Raw genomic sequence first — 21,090 nt, forward strand, 5'->3', positions numbered from 1 at the left:
GTTTCTTCTCCGATCATGTTATGGGTTGCTGCTCCCGCCGCCGGGACGGCCACGGGGCGGGGCTTTACAGCAGGGGTCATGCCATTCGGGCAGGAGCATTCCAGCTGCAGCGGAGCGCGCTGTTTTGAAAGGCATTTCTGGTTGATGCCGGCAGGCGGTCGGTCGGCCGGCGTCTGATCCCCGGACGCCGGCCGACCGACGATCAGACGTTGACCGTCCTGCGCGCGAAGCGGCGCGGCTGGACCACCCAGCCTTCGAGCTGCAGGCTGTCGGGGGCGGTCAGGGCGACCCGTTCCGAGAACCAGCAGCGGGTCGGCAGCAGCGGATTGGCGGCAGTGGCGCGGATGGCCGCCGCGTCGCCGGGCAACTGGGCGAGGGCGGTCCGGATCGCCTCGGCGGCGTCCGGCGGCAGATCGCGGGTGATGAAGACCAGCCGGCCACGCCGGTCTTCGAAGACGCCTTCCTCCGGCCAGGCGGGCAGGGTGACCGGCGGGTAGGCAACGCTCTGCACGCACTGGACGACCCGCGGCCGGGATTCGCCGGCCACGTTGACCAGACCCTTCACGCGCAGCAATTGGGGGCCGTACTGCTGCAGGATGCGCCCCAGCGCCAGCGCCAGGCCGAACCACGGCACGGGCGCTTCCAGGCGCACCACAAAGCTGGATACGCTGCCGTCGTGGCGCGGGGTATGGACCGGGGCGCGGGTGCTGCTCTGGCGCGTCCAGCTGATCGCCGGTGGCGCGCGGTGAGCCTCGGCGTCACGCGCGCGTTCTGCGCCGAGCCAGGCCGCCACGTCGGGTTGCTTGTCACCCGGCGCATAGACGCCGCCACCGAACAGGCGGGCCGGTTCCACCTGGCCGTGGCGCACCTCGATGCGCGGCGCGCCGGGGTTGAGTTCGGCCAGGCGGGCGTTGAGCCGGGCCAGCTGGCTGGAGCCCGCCAGGTCGCCCTTGGTGATCAGCAGGCGGTCGGCCAGCGTCACCTGGCGCACGGCTTCCGGGTGGGTATCGAGCTGGGCCTCGCCGTGGGTGGCGTCCACCACTGTCAGCACGCTGTCGCACACGTAGCGGGCGGCGATGAAGCGCTCCTCCATCAGCGTGTAGACCACCGGCACCGGGTCGGCGAGGCCGGTGGTTTCGATGAGGACCCGTGCGACCGGTGGAATCTCGCGGCGGGAGCTGCGCTGGTGCAGGGTTTTCAGTGCCTTCACCAGGTCGCCCTGCACGCTGCAGCACAGGCAGCCGGAATCGAGCAGCACGGTGCTGTCGTCGATCCGGTCCACCAGGTGGTGATCCACGCCGACCGCGCCGAATTCGTTGATCAGCAGCGCCGTGCCGGCCAGGGCCGGGTTGCGCATGAGGGCGTTGAGCAGGGTCGTTTTGCCGGCGCCGAGAAAGCCGGTGAGCAGGCTGACCGGGATGCGGTCGACGGAAGAGGGGGTCATGGAATGTCTCCTGGTGTTGTGGTCGTTTTTTCGGTCGCGGAGGTGTCCTCCCGCTGAGGACGTGGCAAGGGCTGTGCCACGGCGGCCATGGACGCCGCACGGCGCCCGGGAAGCCGGCTGGCGGGGAATCGGCGCGGGCGTGAGTGCGGTGGGACGTCCGGGAAGCAGCCGCAACAAGGCGCAAGAGCGTCCGGAATCCGGTCGCGCTGCCCGGCCGCTGCTCTGGAGGGTTGCCGGCGATGGTGATTTGCGCCGCCGATTCAAGGGCTTGGCGGCCGGCGTAGAAACCGCCCGGACGGGCATGGCCCTTGCCATTTCGTCGTGTCGGCGGCGCGGCTGCCGCCGCATCCACATCGAATGAAAAAAGGAGACGACATGGGAGTAAGCATCATCGGCTGGGCGCATTCGCCCTTTGGACGGCTGGACGACATGGACCTGGAGGCGCTGATCGGTGGCGTCAGCCGCGACGCGCTGGCCCATGCCGGGGTCGATCCGGCGGACGTGGACGGCATCTGGCTCGGCCATCTCAACGGTGGCTTCGTGCCGGATATCTTCTGTTCTTCACTGGTCCTGCAGGCCGATCCGCGCCTGCGCTGGTGTCCGGCGACCCGCGTGGAGAATGCTTGCGCGTCCGGCGCAGCCGCGGTGTTCGCGGCTTGCGACGCGATCGAATCCGGGCGCGCCGGCTTTGCGCTGGTGGTCGGCGCGGAGAAGATGACCGCGGTGTCCGGCCCGGAGGTCACGCGCATCCTCGGCTCGGCGTCCTATGTACGGGAGGAGGCCGCCCACGGCATGACTTTCCCGGGCCTGTTCGGCGAACTGGCCGACGCCTACTTCCAGCATTACGGCGACCACTCGGCGACGCTGGCGCGGATCGCTGCCAAGAACCACGCCAATGGCGTGCGCAACCCGTGGGCGCAGATTCGCAAGGATCTCGGTTTCGAGTTCTGCAACACGGAGTCTGAGCGCAACCCACGCATCGCCGGGCCGCTGCGCAAGACCGACTGCTCGCTGGTGTCGGACGGGGCGGCGGCGCTGGTGCTCGCCGACGATGCCCTGCTCTCCAACGCACACCGGGCCATCCGCTTCCGGGCGCGGGCTCAGGTGAACGACTTCCTGCCGATCTCCCGCCGTGACGTGCTGAGCTTCGACGGGCCGCGGCGGGCCTGGGGCACGGCGCTGGCCGGCGCCGGCTGTCGGGTCACCGACCTGTCCTTTGCCGAGGTGCATGATTGTTTCACCATCGCCGAACTGCTCACCTACGAGGCGATGGGCCTGGCCCGTCCGGGGCGCGGCGCCGACCGGCTGGCGGACGGTACGGTCCATCCGGGCGGCGCGCTGCCGGTCAATGTATCCGGTGGCCTCAAGGCCAAGGGCCATCCGATAGGCGCCACCGGCGTGTCGATGCACGTGCTGGCGGCGATGCAACTGGCCGGGGAAGCCGGCGACATGCAGGTGGAAGGAGCGCGACTCGGCGGCGTCTTCAACATGGGCGGCGCGGCGGTCGCCAACTACGTGAGCATCCTGGAGAGGCGGAAATGAACCTGGCCCATATCCTCGCGCGCTCGGCGCGGACCTGCCCCGAGCGCCCGGCGCTCCTCGTCGGCGAGCGCCAGCTGCATACCTACGCGGCGCTGGCCGCACGCTCGGCGCGCCTGGCCGGCTACCTGCGCCAGAACCTCGGGCTCGAGGCCGGCGAGCGGGTGGCGATCTACATGAGCAACTGCGCCGAATACCTGGAATGCCTCTACGGCACCCTGTGGGCCGGCCTGGTGGCGGTGCCGATCAACGCCAAGCTGCATCCCCGTGAGGCGGCATGGATCATCGGCAACGCCGGCGCGCGGCTGGCCTGCGTGTCGGCGGACCTAGCTGGCGAGCTGGCCCCGGTGCAGCAGGACGAAGGCGAGGTGGTGCCGCTGCTGGTGCCCGGCGATGGTCATTACCTGCGCGCGGTGACTGCATTGGCGATCCCCGTGCAGGAACGGGCGCCCGACGCGCTGGCCTGGCTGTTCTACACCTCCGGCACCACCGGCCAGCCGAAAGGGGTGATGCTGAGCCACCGCAACCTGCAGACGATGACCGCCTGTTTCTTCACTGATGTGGACCCGGTTTCCCGCGACGATGCCTCGGTGTACGCGGCGCCCCTGTCCCACGGGGCCGGCCTCTACAGCTTCCCCTACATGCTGCGCGGTTGCCGCCACGTGATCCCGGAGTCCGGCGGCTTTGAGCCGGACGAGCTGATCGCCCTGTCCCGCTCAGTGGGCCGCCTGTGCCTGTTCGCCGCGCCGACCATGGTGCGCCGCCTGGTGGACGGGGTGCAGCGCAGCGGCGCCGACCCGTCCGGCTTCCAGACCATCGTCTACGGCGGTGGCCCGATGTACGCCGACGACATCCGCAGCGCCCTCGATGTGATGGGGCCGCGCTTCGTGCAGATCTACGGCCAGGGGGAGTCGCCGATGACGATCACTGCGCTGTCCCGGGAGGTGCTGGCGGACCACGCGGATCCGAATTGGGCGTCCCGCGTGGCGTCCGTCGGCGTTGCCCAGGCGCTGGCCGAGGTACGTATCGTCGATGCCGATGGGCGCAGCCTGGCCAGCGACGAGGTCGGCGAGGTGGTGGTGCGCGGCGACGCAGTGATGTCTGGCTACTGGCGCAACCCGGCGGCCAGCGAGGCGACGCTGCGAGACGGCTGGCTGTGGACCGGCGACATGGGCAGCATGGATTCCTATGGTTTCGTGACCCTTAAGGACCGCTCCAAGGACTTGATCATCTCCGGCGGTTCCAACATCTACCCGCGGGAGGTGGAGGAGGTGCTGATCGCCCATCCGGGGGTTCGCGAAGTGTCGGTGATCGGCCGCCGCGATGCGGAATGGGGTGAGTCGGTGGTGGCCTTCGTGGTGTTGGAAGAGGGGGGCAAGGGTATTGGCGCGGAAGTCCTTGACCGTCACTGCCTGGAACGCATGGCGCGCTTCAAGCGTCCGAAGGAATACCGCTTTGTGGACGCTTTGCCGAAGAACAATTACGGCAAGGTGCTGAAGACCAGCCTGCGTCGCTTGCTCGCGGAGGTGCCGGGCGGCTAGGGGCTCTGTCGCGCCTTTCCAGAGGCTGCGGGAGCGAATGAATTCGTTCCCGCAGCCCGCGGGCCAGGAGTGGCAGGAGGCTTCAGGCTCTATCCGCGCATCATCGACCGACGGGTGCCCGAATTTCGTACGAGCATTCGGAGGGGGCGACCGCTATTAGGACGACAATTCCTCCAGAAAATCCAGGTTGTTTTTCTATTTCCTTTTTAATCAAATGGATATTGTCGCTGGCACCGCTCTTGCTGAATAAGGATTGCACGGAAGGGCCGTTGCTCCAATTCACGGGGAAATGGCTGCTTGAAAGACAGGGCAATTCTTGAATAGAGAGGATGCAAGGTGTCTGTGAGAAAAATCCATTCGTCGGCCAGGGCTGCCCTGGCTGATGTATTGCGCGACGACATGACGATCATGTCAGGTGGTTTCGGGCTGTGCGGCATTCCGGCGGCCTTGATCGATGCGGTGCTGGAATCCGGCGTGCGTGGGCTGACGATCATTTCCAACAACCCGGGTACCGAAAGCATGGGGCTCGGTAAATTGTTCAAGACCCGCCAGGTGCGCAAGCTGGTCTGTTCCTATGCCGGCGAGAACGCCGAGTTCGCGCGCCAGTACATGGCCGGCGAGGTGGAGGTGGAATTCAACCCGCAAGGCACGTTGGCCGAGCGCATCCGCGCCGGCGGCGCGGGCATTCCGGCCTTCTACACGCGGACTGGAGTCGGTACGGTGATTGCCGAGGGCAAGCCGCTGGCCGAGTTCGACGGCAAGCTGTATGTGCAGGAGCGTGGCCTGAAGGCGGACTTGGCGCTGGTTCACGCATGGAAGAGCGATACCGAGGGCAACCTGGTCTATCGCATGACCGCGCGCAACTTCAACCCGATGATGGCCAGCGCCGCTGGGCTGACGGTGGCCGAGATCGAGCAGCTGGTGGAGCCCGGCGAGATCGATCCGGACCACATCGTCACGCCGGGCATCTTCGTGGATCGCCTGGTGCCGCTGGCGCAGGTGGACAAACAGATCGAGCAGCGCACGGTTCGTCGTCGTGCCGCCGTGGTGGAGGAATAAACCATGCCCTGGACTCGGGACCAAATGGCGGCGCGGGCCGCCCGCGAGCTGCGTGACGGCTATTACGTCAACCTCGGCATCGGCATTCCGACCCTGGTGGCCAACCATGTGCCGCCGGGCATGTCGATCCAGCTGCAGAGCGAGAACGGCATGCTCGGCATGGGCCCCTTCCCATGGGAAGGGGAGGAGGACGCCGATCTGATCAACGCCGGCAAGCAAACCATCACGACCCTGCCGACGACCAGTTTCTTCGATAGTGCGGCGTCCTTCGGGATGATCCGCGGCGGCCATATCCAGCTGTCGATGCTCGGCGCGCTGCAGGTGTCGGAGAAGGGCGACCTCGCCAACTGGGCGGTGCCCGGCAAGATGATCAAGGGCATCGGCGGGGCGATGGATCTGGTGGCCGGCGTCGGTCGCGTGGTGGTGATCATGGAGCACACCGCCAAGGGCGAGACGAAGGTCGTCCGCGAATGCTCGCTGCCGCTGACCGGCACCGGCGTGGTGAACATGATCGTGACTGATTTGTGCGTGTTCGAGGTGGGCCCGGACGGCCTGACCCTGGTGGACCTGGCGCCCGACACCACGCTGGACGACGTGCGGGCCAGTACCGAAGCAGATTTTCTGGTGGCGTTGCAGTAACCGGCAGGCCCGCAATGGCGGGCGCCGGGCTTTTTTGGGGGCAACGCGGTATCCAGCGAGGAATCCTCTTCTCTCTCCCTCTCCTCGGAATCCTCTTTGTCTGGAAGCCCCCGCTTTTTTTCTTTCATGTGGTGGGCGAATGAATTCGCCTCTAGGGGACGCACGTTTTTCCGGGACGCAGGATTTGGTCCCGGAATTGGTCATGTAATCCGCTGGAGGCGAATTCATTCGCCCGCGGATATTTTCATCTGCCCGTCCGTTTTCCGGACGGTCGGGGTGTCCGGAAAACGGACGCATTTGCGTTCGCCAAATGCCCGATACGGGCAATATGCTGTCCTGTGGGCTGTGGCACAAAGACTGCTATGTCCGGATATCGAGCGTTCTGCCGTGCCTCTGCCTGTCCATGGTCCACAATAGGAGCTTGAGCCGGCTGCTGGGACAGAGCCTCGTGGCGATGCGCAGGGACACGCGTTGCCGTTGGGCCGGCTGAAAAGCAGACCTCTCCGGGTCGGACAAGCGGACAGTGAGCCGCATTACCGGGGGGAAATACACAGAATCGTGCGCCAGGATGGACTCCATCGGCGACATGGTCGGACACAGACAAAGGAGGGTGGGCATGGCTGCCACAGTTTCATCGGGCCAGATGTTTTCCATTCCGGAAAACGACGGCCACATCATGACGTCCTGGGAGCGTTTCCTCAGCGGCGACGAAACCGGATCCGACGCGTTGCGTCGCCTTATCGACGATTCCTGGCGGCGCTGCCATGGTGCCAGCGTGGACCCGGAGCGCCATCGGGCGCCGGAGCCGCTGGCCGAACAATCCCTGCATTCCTTGCGTGACGAGTGTGGCGAACTGCTCACCGCCAGCGCGCCGGTGATGGCCTCGGCGCGGGATTTCCTGTCCGAGACCGGCACCGTGATGGTCCTTACCGATCAGTCGGGCACCATCCTCAACCTCGAGGGCGACATGGGCACACGGGGCGCGGCGGAGAACGTGCACCTGCTGTCCGGTGCCAACTGGAGCGAGCTGGCCTGTGGCACCAACGCCATCGGTACGGCGCTGGAAGTCGGCCAGCCGGTGCAGATCCACTCGGCCGAGCATTACTGTGCGGGGATCAAGCGTTGGTCCTGTTCGGCCACGGTGATCCGCGATCCGTACGACGGCACCATCCTCGGCGTGGTGGACGTCTCCGGGCTCAGCGCGTCCTACAGCCGCCACAGCCTGGCCCTGGTGGTGGCGACCGCCGGGCGCATCGAGAACCGCCTCGCCAAGATCGAGCTGGGTATCCGCTACCGTCTGCTGGAGCAGTGTGTAGAGCGCCTGTCGGGCATGTCGGCGGATGGCATCATCGTCTTCGATCGGCGCGGCCGCGCCATCAAGGCCAACGGCCGTGCATCGGCAGTGATGGCCGACATGGGCATCGGCGAGGCGGCGGTGGCGCCGGACGGGCTGGCCTCCCTGGCGCTGGCCTGGAAGAAGGGCCGGCGGCTGCCCGACGAGATGCCCGACTGGATGCGCCAGGAATGGCTGGAGCCGGTGATCGAGGGCGGCGAGCAGATCGGCGCGGTGCTGACCTTGCCGAGCCGCCGCGCGGCCAGCCCGGCTGGCGGACGGATCGTGACGTCGGTGATGGGCGGCGAGTCGCCCTCCGAAAAGGAAGGCTCCTTCGAGCGCGTGATCGGTGAGTCGTCGGCGCTGATGCAGGCCGTCGGGCGGGCCCAGCAGCTGGCCAAGTCCCGCGTGCCGGTGCTGCTGCTCGGCGAGACCGGCGTCGGCAAGGACGTCTTCGCGCGCTGCATCCACGAATTCGGCGCCACCAAGGATGCGCCCTTCGTGGCCCTCAACTGCGGCGGCTTCTCCCGTGAGCTGCTGACCAGCGAGCTGTTCGGCTACACGGAGGGCTCCTTCACCGGCGCCCGCCGCGGCGGCATGATCGGCAAGATCGAGGCGGCCGACGGCGGCACTCTGTTTCTCGACGAGATCGGCGAGATGCCCATCGACCTGCAACCCCACTTCCTGCGCGTGCTGGAGGAGGGCGAGGTCTATCGCCTCGGCGAGAACAAGCCGCGCAAGGTCAATTTCCGCCTCATCGCGGCAACCAACCGGGACCTGCGCAAGGAGATCCAGGCCGGGCGCTTCCGCATGGACCTGTTCTACCGGGTGGCGGTGACCAGCATCAACATCCCGTCCCTGCGTGAGCGGGCCGCCGACATCCCGCTGCTCGGCGAGCACTATCTGGAACGGCTGGCCCGTCAGCACGGCCTGGCGCCGCGCCGCCTGTCGCGGGGAGCTGTCGAGCAGCTCCAGCAATACGCCTGGCCGGGCAACATCCGCGAATTCCGCAACGTGATGGAGAGCATGCTGCTGACCTCCCAGGAGGCGGTGCTCACCGAAGCGGACCTGCCGCCGGACCTGCGTGCCTCGCTGGACGGCACGCCCGCGGCCGGCGTCGAACTTCCCGGCGGCGACAGTCGCGACCTGACCTGTCTCGAGAACGCCGAGCGCGATGCGATCCTGCGCGCCATCAAGGGCTGCCGCGGCAACATGACGGCGGTGGCGCGGGAGCTCGGCATCGCCAAGAGCACCGTGTATGTGAAATTGAAGCGCTTCGGGCTCGAAAGCCTGGTGGACGATCTGCGCAACTACCGCGTCTGAGCGCGGTTGGGCTAGGTTCCGGGGCGTCCGGCCTGCGTCAGCATGCCTGGCGCTCCATCTCCCTTCACCCGCGCAATAGTGCCTTGTCGATGTTCAGACGGCGGGCGGATACTCAATGCGGCAAACCTTCGGAAGCGGCCTGGCATGTACCCTGCTGGCGCGGCCGGAGGAAGTCCCCGCCGTACGCATTGAATGGAACCGCCCGTGGCTCATCGACAAGAAGAAATCAATACGCTCCCGTGCGCCGATGAGCGTGTTTCCGAGGCGGTCGCGTCCCTGCAGGACGATCTGGATGCAGGACTGTTCAAGGCGCTGTCCGATCCGACCAGGCTGCGCATCGTCTCCATTCTGGTCAAGCATGGACGGCTCAGCATTGCCGAAATCACGGCCCATTGTCCCCAGGACCGTTCGGTTGTGTCGCGCCATCTGAAGCATCTGCGCGAGCAGGGGATCGTCACCCATCTGAAAGATGGGCGCTTTTCCTATTACGAGCTCGATGGCTTCGAGATCATGCGTCGGCTGCAGCGGATCCTCGAACAGATGAGCGTTCTCATGCGTTCGTGCTATCCGGATGCAATGCGTGCATTCGAGGCTGAAAGCGCAAGCCGCTGCGTGGCGACATCACGCTCCTCCCCCGAGCACGCCTGAGCAACAGGGCCTTCGGGCCCTTGCCATTTCCTCCATCGCGGCAGACATCGCGCGGCGTTTCCCCTGTCCCGCCAGTTGGCGAGCAGGGAGGTCCGTGCACACAGTTGCCCAATAAAGAACAAAATCATATACCGAAGTCATTGTCGTCGCAGCCGCATTTCTATACACTTAGTGTGCATGAGTGTGCACATATGCATATGATAATTGAGATTTTACCCTTCAGGAGCCGACCGTGAACAACCCATTCGCAGAAGCCGATTTGATCGCTGTCGTTCAACGTACTCTCGTTAGCGTCCTAGGTTGTACGCCCGACGAAGTGGCGGCCGACGTGGCCATTGCCAATGAACTGGATGCCGATTCGCTGGATTTCGTGGAGTTGCGCTTCAATCTCGAAAAGCAGCTGGGCATCGTCCTGCCCCAGAAGAGCGTGCTCGATCATCTGGTCGTCGTGCTTGGGGATGAATCTCAGGTCTATGCCAGGGGGCGCTTGACCGAGCTGGCCGCCCACGCCCTGCGCGAGAGTTTTTTTGCCTACAGCAGCGATCAGGTGTCCGCAGGCATGCTGCCCCACGAGGTCATGGGCTGCGCCACGGTGCGCAACTGGGCCAATCTGTGCAAGGGCATTCTGAACGGGCTTCCGGCGCGCTGCGCCGACTGCGGCCAGGATCAAGCGGAGATATCCCCGTCGGGCAAGCCGGTTTGTGCGGCGTGCGGCGCGCCACAGAAGCCCCGTACGGGCGACGATGCCGTGGCGGCCTCGATCCCGGGCATCGTCTCCCGCTGGATGGAGAGTCGCGTCGCCGCGTGAGCATGCCCGCCATGGAGGATGTCGTCATTACGGGGGTGGGAGCGGTCTCCGCTGGCACGGTGGGGGCAGATTGCCTATTTCGGCGTCTCGCCGAAGGGCAGTCGTTGATCCGTCCGTGGTCCAGGCTTTCGGCACTTGGGTTCGGTAACCCAAGCTGTGTCTTCATCGACAGCGAAACCTGGCTGGCGGTGGACGCACGGCTGGGCCGGCTGGAGCCTGAATGGGGCCCGCAGACCCGTCTGGCCCTGTGCGCTGCAACGGAGGCATGGCAGCACGCGGGGCTGGGTGCGCAAGGCGTCGAACGGGGGGGCGTGTTTCTGGCCAGCAACAAGCACACATTCGATGAAATCCAGTTGTGTGCGCTTGCCCGCCACATGAACTGGGAGCGGGAGCGACTGCAACTGGACGACTTTCTGCTGGCCGGTGGGACGTGTCCCGAGGCGTATTTCCACAAGCAACAGGATCAGGCCGCCTTGGCCCTGGCTCACCGCTTCGGCTTGCAGGCCAGCCATGGGGCGCATGGCGAAGCCTGCGCGGCCGGTGCGATGGCCATCGGGGCCGCCATGCAGTCCATCCGTGCCGGGCTCATCGATGTCGCCCTGGCCGGCGCGGCCGAGACCATGTGCAATTTCATGCCACTGGTGGCGTTCTCCGTCGTGGGGGCGCTGGCCGACGGGGAACACCTGCAAGGCGGGGAGATCAGCCGCCCGTTTGATGAAGCACGTTGTGGTTTCGTGATGGGAGAAGGCAGCGCCTTTCTGGTCCTGGAGTCTGCGTCTCATGCGGCGCGGCGTGGAGCCCATCCGCTGGCGCGGGTGAGCGGCTTCGCCGGCCTGCTTGAGGCGTGTCGCATCACCGCAAGTGCAGACGATGGCAGCGAGTACGCCCGCTGCATGCGTGATGCGCTGCAGGACGCCGGGCTTTCTCCCGATGCGATCGACCATATCAATGCCCACGGAACTTCGACGCCCACCAACGACGCCTGTGAGGCCCTCGCCGTAAAGCAGATCTTCGGCGCGCGCATTGCCGAGATTCCCATTACCGCCAACAAGTCAGCCCTCGGGCACTCACTTGCCAACAGTGGTGCCGTCGAGGCGGTTCTGTCCGCGCTTACTTTGTATAGACAAACGCTCTTGCCCACCTTGAACTACCAACATGCCTGCAGCCCGTGCTCGGGCCTCGACATCGTCACCTCCGCCCGAACCGCCTCGATCCGGAGCGTCCTCAGCAATTCTTTCGGTTTCGGTGGCGCCAACGCATGCTTGGTCCTGGAGGCCGCATGACAGGGATCGCCAGAGTCAAGCTGCATCTGCCTCACCTGCACTGTGCGATGGGATGCGACTGGGAAGATGTCTGGAGGGGGCTCGGTAGTCCCACTGTTCCCGGTCTGGCGCCTTGGCCGGATGAGCTGATGTCGGCATCGGCCCATATTGCCCGGGAGCCGGAATTGTCCCCGTACGGCGTGGATCGCAAGTTGGTCCGCACCATGGAGAAGCAGGCGCGCATGGCGCTGGCCGGTGCCGGTCGCCTTCTGGATGCCTGGCATCAAGGGGCGGGGAGCGTCGCCGAACGGGCCGAGACGGGCCTTTTCATGGGCTTGCCGACCATCGACGAGCCGCTGCCGGGCCTTGCCGTACTGGAGTCCTGGCATGCCTACGGCGGACGGGATGACTGGAACGCCACGCTGATGCGCGAGACACCGCCGTTCTCGGGGCTGAGCCTGCTGAACAGTTCGGCCTGCGCCCATATCGCGGCCACATTCGGTCTCAACGGCCCGATCGCGGCGTACTCACCCTTTGCCGATGCGGGGCTGTCGGCCCTGATCGACGGTGTCCATGCGGTGGCCGAAGCGGAGTGCCGCCATGCCGTGATTGGTGCCGTGAGTACCAAGCTCGATCCACTCCAGCCGCTCCAGCATGCCTATTGGGGGAGCGGTGGTGCGGAGAGGCAACGCCTGCCGGGCGAGGCGTCCGCCTTCCTGCTGGCGTCCGCCGATGCGGCTCGGAACGACGCCGTGCTGCTGGGCTACGCCCGGGGCTGCCACTCCACGCACGATGATCGCGGCGATACGGTCTCTGACTTGATCGGACAGACGCTGGAGATGGGAGGTTATGCCCGTACCAGCGTCGGCTGGGTCCTGAGCAACCAACCCTGGCAGGCCGCCCACAAGGAAAGCTTGAGCCGTGCGCTCTTTGCCTTTGCACCGCTCCATCTTCCCATCGAGACACGCTTCGGCTACGTCGGTCCAGCCGCCGCTACCCTTGGGGTCGGTCTGGTGCTGGAAGGAATGCGCCGCAAGCGTCGCTGGCTGACTCAGGGCACGCGCTGGGAGGCGCTTCCAATGGATGCGCCCTGCTCATTGCTCGTCATGCATAGTCCGATGGGGCAGGTCGCCGTCGCCCTTATTGGAAGGGCCGGGCTGTGAGGCGCGGGGAGCGTGTCGTCGTCACCGGGCTCGGTGCGGTTACGGGCCTCGGGGTCGGCTGGAAATCCCTGTGGAGCGGCCTCTGCAACGGGCATTCCGCGATCCGCCGGTGGCAGCCGGAAGGGATGGATGATTTCCCGGTGAAGTACGCGGCCCCGGTGGACATGGCCGGCCTGGCGCAGCACTACGGGTCGGCTGCGTGGTGGGATGTCCCGATGGAGCGACGTACGCGTTTCGGGCTGGCCGCCGCATTCGAGGCCTTGGCCGATGCCGGCCTGGCACCTGCCGAGCTGCCGCGGCGCAGCGGTATCGCGATGGGCTCCGGTGTTCCCGAGCGGGATCCGGCAGACATGCATCTCGCCCTGGGCCCGGATGGCCCTGACTGGCGCCTGCTGCATCGGCGTGCCGACCAACTCAATCCGAACAGTGGTCTGCTGAACAGCAATGACCATTTGAGCATGAGTCTGGCGCAGAGCCTGGGCATCTGCGGGCCGAGCCTCAACTTCTCGACGGCATGTGCGGGAGCGGCCCATGCGATCGGACACGGCATGCGCATGATCCGCCGGGGAGAGTGCGATCTGATGATCGTGGGGGGCGCCGACTCCGTCCTCAACCTACCGACCATGATCGGCCTTCACCTGCTGGGGGCGCCGTCTACTGCCGAACGTTTCGGCGATCGTCTGTGCCGCCCGTTCGATCGGGATCGCAGCGGTTTTGTCGCGGCAGAGGGGGCGGGCGTGCTGATTCTGGAGCGGGAAGACCATGCTCACCGTCGCGGGGCACAGATTTACGCCGAAATCGCCGGATTCGGCAGCGGGATGGATGCCTACCGCATCTCCGCACCGCATCCCGAAGGGCTGGGGGCCCGGCTCGCGATGCAGCGGGCCTTGCGCGACGCGCAGCTGGATCCGATCGATGTCGGGCACATCAATGCGCACGGGACATCCACGCCGCTTAATGACCCTGCCGAAACCCTGGCAATCAGTAGCACCTTCGCTGGTGGCGAGCACTATCGGCAACTCACCGTGACGGCCAACAAATCCATGCTGGGTCACCTGATCGCCGCAGCCGGGGCGCCGGAGTGCATCGCCACGGTGCTGAGCGTGGCGGACGGGATCGTCCCGCCCACTCTGAACCTGGATAACCCGGATCCCGCCTGTCATCTGGATTACGTTCCCGGCACGGCGCGGCGGCAGATCCTGCGGGCGGCCCTGTCCAACTCCTTCGGCTTCGGTGGTCTCAATGCCGTCATTGCAGTCAGGGCCTATGATTAACGCTCTTCCCCCGGCGCTGGTGACCGGCATCGGTGCGGTACTCCCCAGCGGCCTCGGCCTGGACGCGGCCTGGGACTGCTGGCAGACCGGCCAGAGCAGGCTTGGGGCCTTCAGCAGCGACTGGATCGATTCGCGCCGGATTGCGGGTTACGGGGCCGTGCCCCAGGAGGCGCGGCACGCCAGTAGGGATGCGGTGCCCCACAAACTGCGGCGCTTCGGTACGGAGCCCAGCTACTGGGCGGTGCACGCCGCCGGGCAGGCCATGGCAGCCAGTGGCATCGAGTGGGACGCTTTGCCGGAGACGCGGCGAGGGCTGTTCACCGGGCAGGGGGACTACACCAGCCCGAACATCATGTCCCTGCAGCGGGCCCTGACCGCGAGCGACCAGGGGGAGGGCGTCAACCTGTCGAGCCTTACCTCGGAAGCCCTGTACCGCCGTGGCGCCGATCCCTTCATGTCGATCAAGGGCCTCGCCAACAACGCACTGGCCCTGATCAGCCTCACCCATCGTTTCCGTGGTCCGGGCGCTGCATTCGTGCAGAACGAGAGCGCTGGCATAGGTGCGCTGCAACAGGCCTTGCTGGCCTTGCACACGGGGCTGTGCGATGCGGCCCTCGTGGCGGTTTGCGGCAGTTACATGGAGCCCTTCACGCTGGCCGAACTGTGGCGGCGTGGCCTGTTGCTGGAGGATGGCGAGCGCGGGTTGAGAAGTTTCGATCGCCAGGCGGCCGGTACCGTCCTGGCCGAGGGCGCGGTGGCCCTGCTGCTGGAACGCCCTGGCTGCGCGCGGGCCCGTGGTGTCGAGGGCGGCGTGCTGATACATGCCCCCGGTGGTTTCGCGGCTCCCCGCAATTGCCTGGAAGATCTTGCCGGCAGTGGCTTCGAGGAAGGATACCGGCAGGCGCTGGGGCGGCTCGGCGGGACGCTTGCCAATGCGCAGGAACTGGCTGTCGTCGCCGACGGGCGCGGGATTCCTGTGCTCGATGGGCTGGAATGTCGCCAGTTGGCGGCGGCCCTGCCCGATGGTGTGCCGATCACGTCGCCACGTCCGTTGTTCGGCACCATCCCGGCCGCCGGGGCCTTGCTCGATGTGGCGCTGGCCACGCGGATCCTGGCAGACGGCAGGCTACCTCCCGTTTCCGGGCTGACCGGACCGCTGGCGCCGCAGCTCGACTGGGTCGCCGGTGCGCCCCGTCAGGTGGACTGCGGACAGGTGCTTTGTCTCCAGCAGGGATTCTCCGGCTTCCATTCGGCCGTCCTCGTCACCCGCCACGCTTAACCTCAGGATGTCTCCCCCAATGCACGACAGCTACGGCCGTTTCGTCAAACCCCGGCTCGCCGGTGTCCTGGAGGCCGTCGGCCTCGATCTGCACTACACCCGAGCCGAGGGCGACTGGCTTTACCACCGTGACGCCGACGGCCGGGAGCGGCGCGTCCTTGATGTACTGGGAGGGTATGGTGCCCTGCTGCTGGGGCACAACCATCCCGCCATCGTTGCGGCAGCCAGGGAGATGCTCGAGCGCCAGGTTCCGGTCCATGCACAGTTCTCCCTGAGGGGGCGGAGCGGCGAGCTGGCCCGCCGCCTCGACCACATCGCCCGGCGCGAAACCGGTGACGACACCGGTTTCATCACCACCTTCGCCAACAGCGGTGCCGAAGCGGTGGAACTGGCCATCAAGCATGCCGAACTCGAGCGCATGTTGAAGCTGGAAGCCCTGCTGGACAGGATCACCGTCAACATTGAGGCCGTTCGCGATGCCCTGCGTCGCGGTGAGGCCCGGCTGGATCCGGATCTCTACGAATTCACCGACATGCGCGAGCAGGTCTTCGATGTGCGCAGTTTCGACGATCTGATCGTCGCCCTGATCAATCACAACAGTGTCCAACTGGGCAAGCGGCCGGTCTTTCTCGCACTGGAAAAGTCCTTCCACGGCAAGCTGGCGGGCACGGTCCAGCTCACCTACAACAAGAGTTTCCGCCGTGCCTTCCAGTATTTCGGGCTCAAGGTGCGTTTCGTCGGCATGGACGATGCGGGCGCCCTCGAACGCATCGCGCGGGACGAATACCTGGAGCTGTTCGACCTGTGCATCGAGGACGGGCGGGTCAGGCTGGTCCGCCAGCCCCTGCCGATCTTTACGGCTTTCCTGCTGGAGCCCATCCAGGGGGAAGGCGGCATTCGGCCGGTCGCCCAGGATTTCGGGCGTGCAGTCCGCCGTTTCTGTAACCAGCAGGACTGCCCGCTGATCCTCGACGAGATTCAGAGCGGCACGGGGCGCTGCGGCCGGTTCTTCGCCAGCAGCCACATCAACCTGCGCGGCGATTACTACACGCTTTCCAAATCTCTGGGGGGCGGCCTGGCGAAGATCGCGGCGACGCTGATCCGGCGGGATCGCTATCAGGACGTGTTCGGCCTGATCCACAGTTCCACCTTCGCCGAGGACGATTTTTCGTCCGGCATCGCGCTGGCCGTCCTCGACCTGCTGGAGGCGAACGAGGGCGCACTCTACCGCCAGGCAGCCGAACGCGGTGCGCGTCTGCGGGAAATGCTCGACGGCCTGTGGCAGTGCTATCCCGACGTGATCCGCGAGGTCCGTGGCCAGGGGCTGTTCCTCGGGCTGGAGTTCCACGGGCTGGGAAGCGCGGCCTCCCAGATCCTGCGCTCCACGGCCCATTCCGATTCGCTCGGCTATTTCCTGGCGGGCTATCTGCTGCGCGTGGAGGGCATTCGCCTGGCGCCGACCGGGAGTGCACCGGATGTGTTGCGCCTGGAGCCGTCCCTGTATATCCAGGATGAATCCATCGAGCAGCTGCGGGCGGCCTTGGAGCGTGTGTGCCTGATCCTCCAGCGGCAGGACGTGCTGCACCTGGTGTTTCCCCTCACGGATGCGGACCGGCCCACCCCTCGGGACGATATCCGCGACTGCCGCCCGGCGGTGGCGCAGCCCTTTCGGGACGATGCGCCGCTGCACCCGGTCCGCAAGGTGGCATTCATCAATCACCTGATCAGTCCCGGCTGGCTGCGGCAGGTGGACCCGTCACTGGCCGGGCTGACCGACGGCGAACTGCGCCGCTTTGTGCAGAAAATGTCTGCCAATCGCAAGAGTGCTCCGTATCCGCCGGTGCGCATCGTCTCGGCATTGGGACGGGCGGTGGATTTCATCCTCTATCCCCTGTGCGTGGATTCCGAGCAGATGGGGGGCTGGTTGCAGACAGGGCAACTCAAGGACATCCGCAAGGACATCGACGAGCGTATCCGTACGGCGCGGGCCGATGGCTGCGAGATCGCCGGCCTTGGCATGTACACCTCCATTGTCACCAACAATGGCACTGCGCTGTCCATCCCGGAAATCGGCCTCACCACCGGCAATGCCCTGACCATCGCCATGTCCCTGGAGGCCATCCAGTGCAGCATGGCGCAGCAGGGCCTGGCATGGAAGGACGCGTTACCGGCCGTCATCGGTGCGGCCGGCAACATCGCCTCCACCTATGCGGCCATGCTCGCCGAGCATGCCCCGGGGTTGCTGCTCATCGGCAGCGGCCGGGACGGTGCGCATGCCCGCGTGCTGCAGACCGTGTACAACATCTATGACGCAGCCTGGCAGGCGCTGCAGAGCGGGCAGTACGGCCAGCACGGCATCTATGCTCGCCTGGCCGAAGAGCCGTTCATCGGGCAGTGGCTGCGCGAGGGGGCTCCGGCCAAGGCGTGTGGGAAGCGGATCCACCAGGCGCTGCTCGACCGCTATGGTCAAGACCCGTTCCTGGCGGTCCATTCCGACCTCCAAGCGGCTCGGGACTCCCGCATCGTGTTATGTGCCGCCAACGCCCCGGAGCCCTTCATCGGCAGCGAACATCTGGCCCGCGGCGCGCTGGTGTGCGACGTTGCCGTGCCCCACAACGTCCTGCCTTCCGCCGTGCGCGAGAGGCCGGATATCACCTACCTGCAAGGCGGCATCGTCGCCACGCCCGACGGCGCGAGCCTGCATCCGGGGGCGCGGGCCTTCCTCGGCGAAGGACAGCTGTTTGCCTGTATGGCCGAGACCGCAGTGCTCGGGCTGGCCGGGCTCTGTGGCCACTATTCCCACGGTCCTGTCAGCCCGCGGCAGGTACGGGAGATCGCCGCGCTGGCCAGACTCCACGGGTTCCGCCTCGCCGATCTGAAGCGCGGCAATTCCCTTTGAACATCCCTGCACAACGAGGAAGGTCTTTCATGCCTGTTTCCGGCCCCGATGTCTCTGACAATGCGCTCGACACCCTGGCGCCCAGCCGGCAGCTCGCTGGCCAGATCGCCCTGGTGACCGGTGCCAGCCGTGGCATCGGCCGCGCCATCGCCTTGCGTCTGGCTGCCGAAGGCGCCCATGTGGCACTCCATTACCGCCGCGATCCTGCATTGGCGGAGGGCCTGGCCGCCGAGATTCGCGCGGACGGCGGCCAGGCCAGCCTTTACCGGGCCGATCTGGCGGGTCCGGAGGGCGTCGAGGCGCTGGCGGAAGCTTTCGGCCGGGATTTCGAACACCTGCACATCCTGGTCAATAACGCCGGCATCACCCGCGACAAGCTGCTCCTGATGATGGACGACGAGGATCTGCAGCACGTTGTCGCCACCAACCTGCTGGCCCCGATGCGCATGCTGCGCGCGTTTGCCGGGCTGATGCTGCGCCAGCGCTACGGCCGCATCGTCAATATCTCGTCGTCGGCGGCGAGCAAGCCGGGACGCGGACAGTCCAACTATGCGGCGGCCAAGGGTGGCCTGGAAGCCTTCACCAAAGCCATGGCCGTAGAGCTGGCGCCGAAGGGCATCCTCGTGAATGCGGTCGCGCCGGGGGTCATCGAAACCGAGATGTCGGCGCAGATCCGGGCGTTGGGGGAGGGGGAAATTCTGTCCCGCCTGCTCCTCAAGCGCTACGCGACGCCCGTCGAAGTGGCCGATGCGGTGCTCTACCTGGCCAGTCCGCGCAACCGCTACGTCACCGGCGAGATCCTGCATCTCGACGGCGGCTTGAAGATGGCCTGAGCCATGCCGGCCGAAACACGTCATGCGCTGATCACCGGCGCAGCCCTGGGGATTGGCGCGGCCGTTGCAAGGCGGCTGGCGGACGATGGTTGGGCGCTGCTGCTCCTCGACCGCAATGGCGATGCCCTCGCTGCGCTGGCCGATGAATGCCGGACCCGTGGCGCCCGTGCCACGGCCCTGTGCGCCGAGCTGGGGCCGGGCGAACACTGGTTGCCCCCGCTGAAAGCGGCTCTAGGAACGTTCGGCTACCTGGATCTGCTGGTCAATAACGCCGGTGTGGCCGATGAGAACGAGCCCGACGACGTCGCGGCGTGGCAGCGCGTCATGGCTATCAATCTCGACGCGCCCTTCCGTCTCAGCGCCGTTTGCCTGCTGTATCTGCGGGACGGGGGGCGGATCGTCAACGTTGCTTCCGTCCTGGCCCGGGCCGGCAAGATCCGCAATACCGCCTACTGCGCCTCCAAGCACGGCTTGCTGGGCTACACCAAGGCGCTGGCATTGGATTTGGCTCCACGGGGCATTACAGTCAATGCAGTCCTGCCGGGCTGGGTGGACACCCCGATGTTGCAGCGGGAGCTCGGTGCCCAGGCGGCCGCCGTCGGTACCCCTGTTGCACAGGTGCTGCGCAATGCGCGTCGGCAGATCCCGCTGAAACGCTTCGTGCAGGCGGAAGAGGTCGCCAACCTGGTTCATTACCTCGCGAGTCCAGCCGCCGCTGGCATCACAGCCCAGGGGCTCGTGGTGGACGGAGGCTACACATGCGGCATGTAGCCGGGGCTTTGCTGGTGGCCGCGGTGAGTGGCTGTCCCTGCGCGGCCCTGGCGGTGGACGGTTCCGTGGCGGCGATCTGGGGGAGAGGGCTGTCTCAGGGGCCCGACTTCGAGCGGGGTGTGCAGTTGCAGCTACGCCATAGCGCCGAGTTCGACGATGCAACCCAGGTCAAGGCTGAAGGGCGCTTGCGTCGCAACGCGGCGGCCTGCTCCGGCCGCCTGGAACCCGACAGCTGCGACGCTTACCGGGAGACCTTCGACTGGCGCGAACTCTACCTCGCCAGGAGAGCCGGCGACTGGCAGATCTCCGCCGGCCTGCAGCAGGTGGTATGGGGACGGGCCGATGCACTGAGGGTCTTCGACCTGGTCAATCCGCTGGACCTGCGGGACTACGTCCTGCCCGATCTGAACGACTATCGCATCGCGCTCCCCATGCTGCGGGCGCTCGGGCCGGTGGGGGAGTGGACCCTCGAGGCGCTCTACCTGCCCGGCTTCAGGGCCAACCGTTACGCGGCGGCCGGCTCGCCTTTCGACATGGGAATCCGCCAGCGTTTCGTCGCTGCCGGTATCGACATGCTGGCTGAGCGTCGTCCGGCGCAGTCGCTCGGCAACGGTGAACTGGGCGCCCTGCTGTCCACCACCCACGGTGCGGTGGACCTGAGCCTGCTGGCCTTTTCCACCTGGAACGACGACCCGGTGTATCGCTGGGACAGTACCGCGAGCGGTGCGCCAGCGGTGCGCCCCGAGTTTCGGCGCCAGCACCTGTTCGGCGGGAGTGCGGCAGCCGCCCTGGACGGCGGCTGGGTCGTGCGCGGCGAGGCCACCTGGTCGCCGGATGCCCCCTATAGCCGTCTGCTCGGCGACGGCACGACCCGGGCGGCGACCCTGACCGGTCTGTTGGGGCTCGACTACAGCTGGCGTGACTGGATGTTCACGGCCCAGTTCTCGGATCGCGCCATCGCCGGATGGCAGGCCGATTTCACAACGCCCCGCCGGGCGGCCATCGCAACCCTGTCGGCCACTGGGACGAGCCTGTCGGGCCGCCTGGCCACCCGCTTCGCGCTGTCGTGGATGCCGCAGAACGGCGACGGCAGCTGGGTTCAGCTGCGCGGGAGCTACAAGCTGACCGATCTGTGGGTGGCTGAGGCCGAGGTCGATCTGCTCGATGGTGGAACGAACGGCTATTTCGGCCAGTTCCGCGAGCGGGATCGTCTGCTGCTCGGGCTGCGCCGCCTGTTCTGAATATTCCACAACCTCGAATCCAATGAAGGAGAAC

General features: G+C 66.5%; 16 protein-coding genes. 15 read left to right on the forward strand and 1 reads right to left on the reverse strand.

Going from position 1 to position 21,090, the window contains the following annotated elements:
* Positions 1 to 202 precede the first annotated feature (202 nt).
* Positions 203 to 1,444: a CobW family GTP-binding protein gene (locus tag AC1PQG_RS03900; protein ID WP_481121349.1), complete on the reverse strand. Its 1,242-nt coding sequence runs from the start codon at positions 1,442 to 1,444 to the stop codon at positions 203 to 205.
* A gap of 375 nt (positions 1,445 to 1,819) precedes the next feature.
* Between AC1PQG_RS03900 and AC1PQG_RS03905 the strand changes: the two genes are divergently transcribed.
* From AC1PQG_RS03905 to AC1PQG_RS03975, 15 genes are all read left to right on the forward strand, one after another.
* Positions 1,820 to 2,986, forward strand: a complete 1,167-nt coding sequence (locus AC1PQG_RS03905) for an acetyl-CoA acetyltransferase (RefSeq protein WP_481121350.1) — start codon at positions 1,820 to 1,822, stop codon at positions 2,984 to 2,986.
* On the forward strand, positions 2,983 to 4,524 hold the full coding sequence (locus AC1PQG_RS03910; protein WP_481121351.1) for an AMP-binding protein: 1,542 nt from the start codon (positions 2,983 to 2,985) through the stop codon (positions 4,522 to 4,524). The genes AC1PQG_RS03905 and AC1PQG_RS03910 overlap by 4 nt, the downstream gene beginning before the upstream one ends.
* Before the next feature lie 336 nt (positions 4,525 to 4,860).
* Positions 4,861 to 5,583 carry a CoA transferase subunit A gene (locus AC1PQG_RS03915; RefSeq protein ID WP_481121352.1) on the forward strand — a complete coding sequence of 241 codons (723 nt, stop codon included), beginning with the start codon at positions 4,861 to 4,863 and terminating at the stop codon, positions 5,581 to 5,583.
* Between the two features lie 3 nt (positions 5,584 to 5,586).
* Positions 5,587 to 6,222 (forward strand): CoA transferase subunit B, encoded by a 636-nt coding sequence (locus AC1PQG_RS03920; protein WP_481121353.1) that lies wholly within the window; start codon positions 5,587 to 5,589, stop codon positions 6,220 to 6,222.
* A 616-nt stretch (positions 6,223 to 6,838) separates the two neighbouring features.
* On the forward strand, positions 6,839 to 8,878 hold the full coding sequence (locus tag AC1PQG_RS03925; RefSeq protein ID WP_481121354.1) for a sigma-54-dependent Fis family transcriptional regulator: 2,040 nt from the start codon (positions 6,839 to 6,841) through the stop codon (positions 8,876 to 8,878).
* A 204-nt stretch (positions 8,879 to 9,082) separates the two neighbouring features.
* Positions 9,083 to 9,526: an ArsR/SmtB family transcription factor gene (locus tag AC1PQG_RS03930; RefSeq protein WP_481121355.1), complete on the forward strand. Its 444-nt coding sequence runs from the start codon at positions 9,083 to 9,085 to the stop codon at positions 9,524 to 9,526.
* Between the two features lie 232 nt (positions 9,527 to 9,758).
* Positions 9,759 to 10,334 (forward strand): acyl carrier protein, encoded by a 576-nt coding sequence (locus AC1PQG_RS03935; RefSeq protein WP_481121356.1) that lies wholly within the window; start codon positions 9,759 to 9,761, stop codon positions 10,332 to 10,334.
* A gap of 2 nt (positions 10,335 to 10,336) precedes the next feature.
* A complete protein-coding gene (locus AC1PQG_RS03940) occupies positions 10,337 to 11,617 on the forward strand; it encodes a beta-ketoacyl-[acyl-carrier-protein] synthase family protein (RefSeq protein ID WP_481122963.1) in 1,281 nt (426 codons plus the stop codon).
* On the forward strand, positions 11,614 to 12,759 hold the full coding sequence (locus AC1PQG_RS03945) for a beta-ketoacyl synthase N-terminal-like domain-containing protein (protein WP_481121357.1): 1,146 nt from the start codon (positions 11,614 to 11,616) through the stop codon (positions 12,757 to 12,759). The genes AC1PQG_RS03940 and AC1PQG_RS03945 overlap by 4 nt, the downstream gene beginning before the upstream one ends.
* Complete coding sequence (locus tag AC1PQG_RS03950) at positions 12,756 to 14,033, forward strand: beta-ketoacyl-[acyl-carrier-protein] synthase family protein (RefSeq protein WP_481121358.1); 1,278 nt, start codon at positions 12,756 to 12,758, stop codon at positions 14,031 to 14,033. The genes AC1PQG_RS03945 and AC1PQG_RS03950 overlap by 4 nt, the downstream gene beginning before the upstream one ends.
* Positions 14,026 to 15,312, forward strand: a complete 1,287-nt coding sequence (locus AC1PQG_RS03955; RefSeq protein WP_481121359.1) for a beta-ketoacyl synthase N-terminal-like domain-containing protein — start codon at positions 14,026 to 14,028, stop codon at positions 15,310 to 15,312. Before AC1PQG_RS03950 ends, AC1PQG_RS03955 begins: the two co-directional genes overlap by 8 nt.
* Positions 15,313 to 15,331: 19 nt before the next feature.
* A complete protein-coding gene (locus AC1PQG_RS03960; protein ID WP_481121360.1) occupies positions 15,332 to 18,211 on the forward strand; it encodes an aminotransferase class III-fold pyridoxal phosphate-dependent enzyme in 2,880 nt (959 codons plus the stop codon).
* Positions 18,212 to 18,240: 29 nt separating this feature from the next.
* A complete protein-coding gene (locus AC1PQG_RS03965) occupies positions 18,241 to 19,044 on the forward strand; it encodes an SDR family NAD(P)-dependent oxidoreductase (protein WP_481121361.1) in 804 nt (267 codons plus the stop codon).
* A 3-nt stretch (positions 19,045 to 19,047) separates the two neighbouring features.
* Positions 19,048 to 19,815: an SDR family NAD(P)-dependent oxidoreductase gene (locus tag AC1PQG_RS03970; protein WP_481121362.1), complete on the forward strand. Its 768-nt coding sequence runs from the start codon at positions 19,048 to 19,050 to the stop codon at positions 19,813 to 19,815.
* Positions 19,803 to 21,056 (forward strand): DUF1302 family protein, encoded by a 1,254-nt coding sequence (locus tag AC1PQG_RS03975; protein WP_481121363.1) that lies wholly within the window; start codon positions 19,803 to 19,805, stop codon positions 21,054 to 21,056. Before AC1PQG_RS03970 ends, AC1PQG_RS03975 begins: the two co-directional genes overlap by 13 nt.
* Positions 21,057 to 21,090: the final 34 nt, after the last annotated feature.

The sequence above is a fragment of the Zoogloea sp. GDB6 genome, from assembly GCF_056724105.1.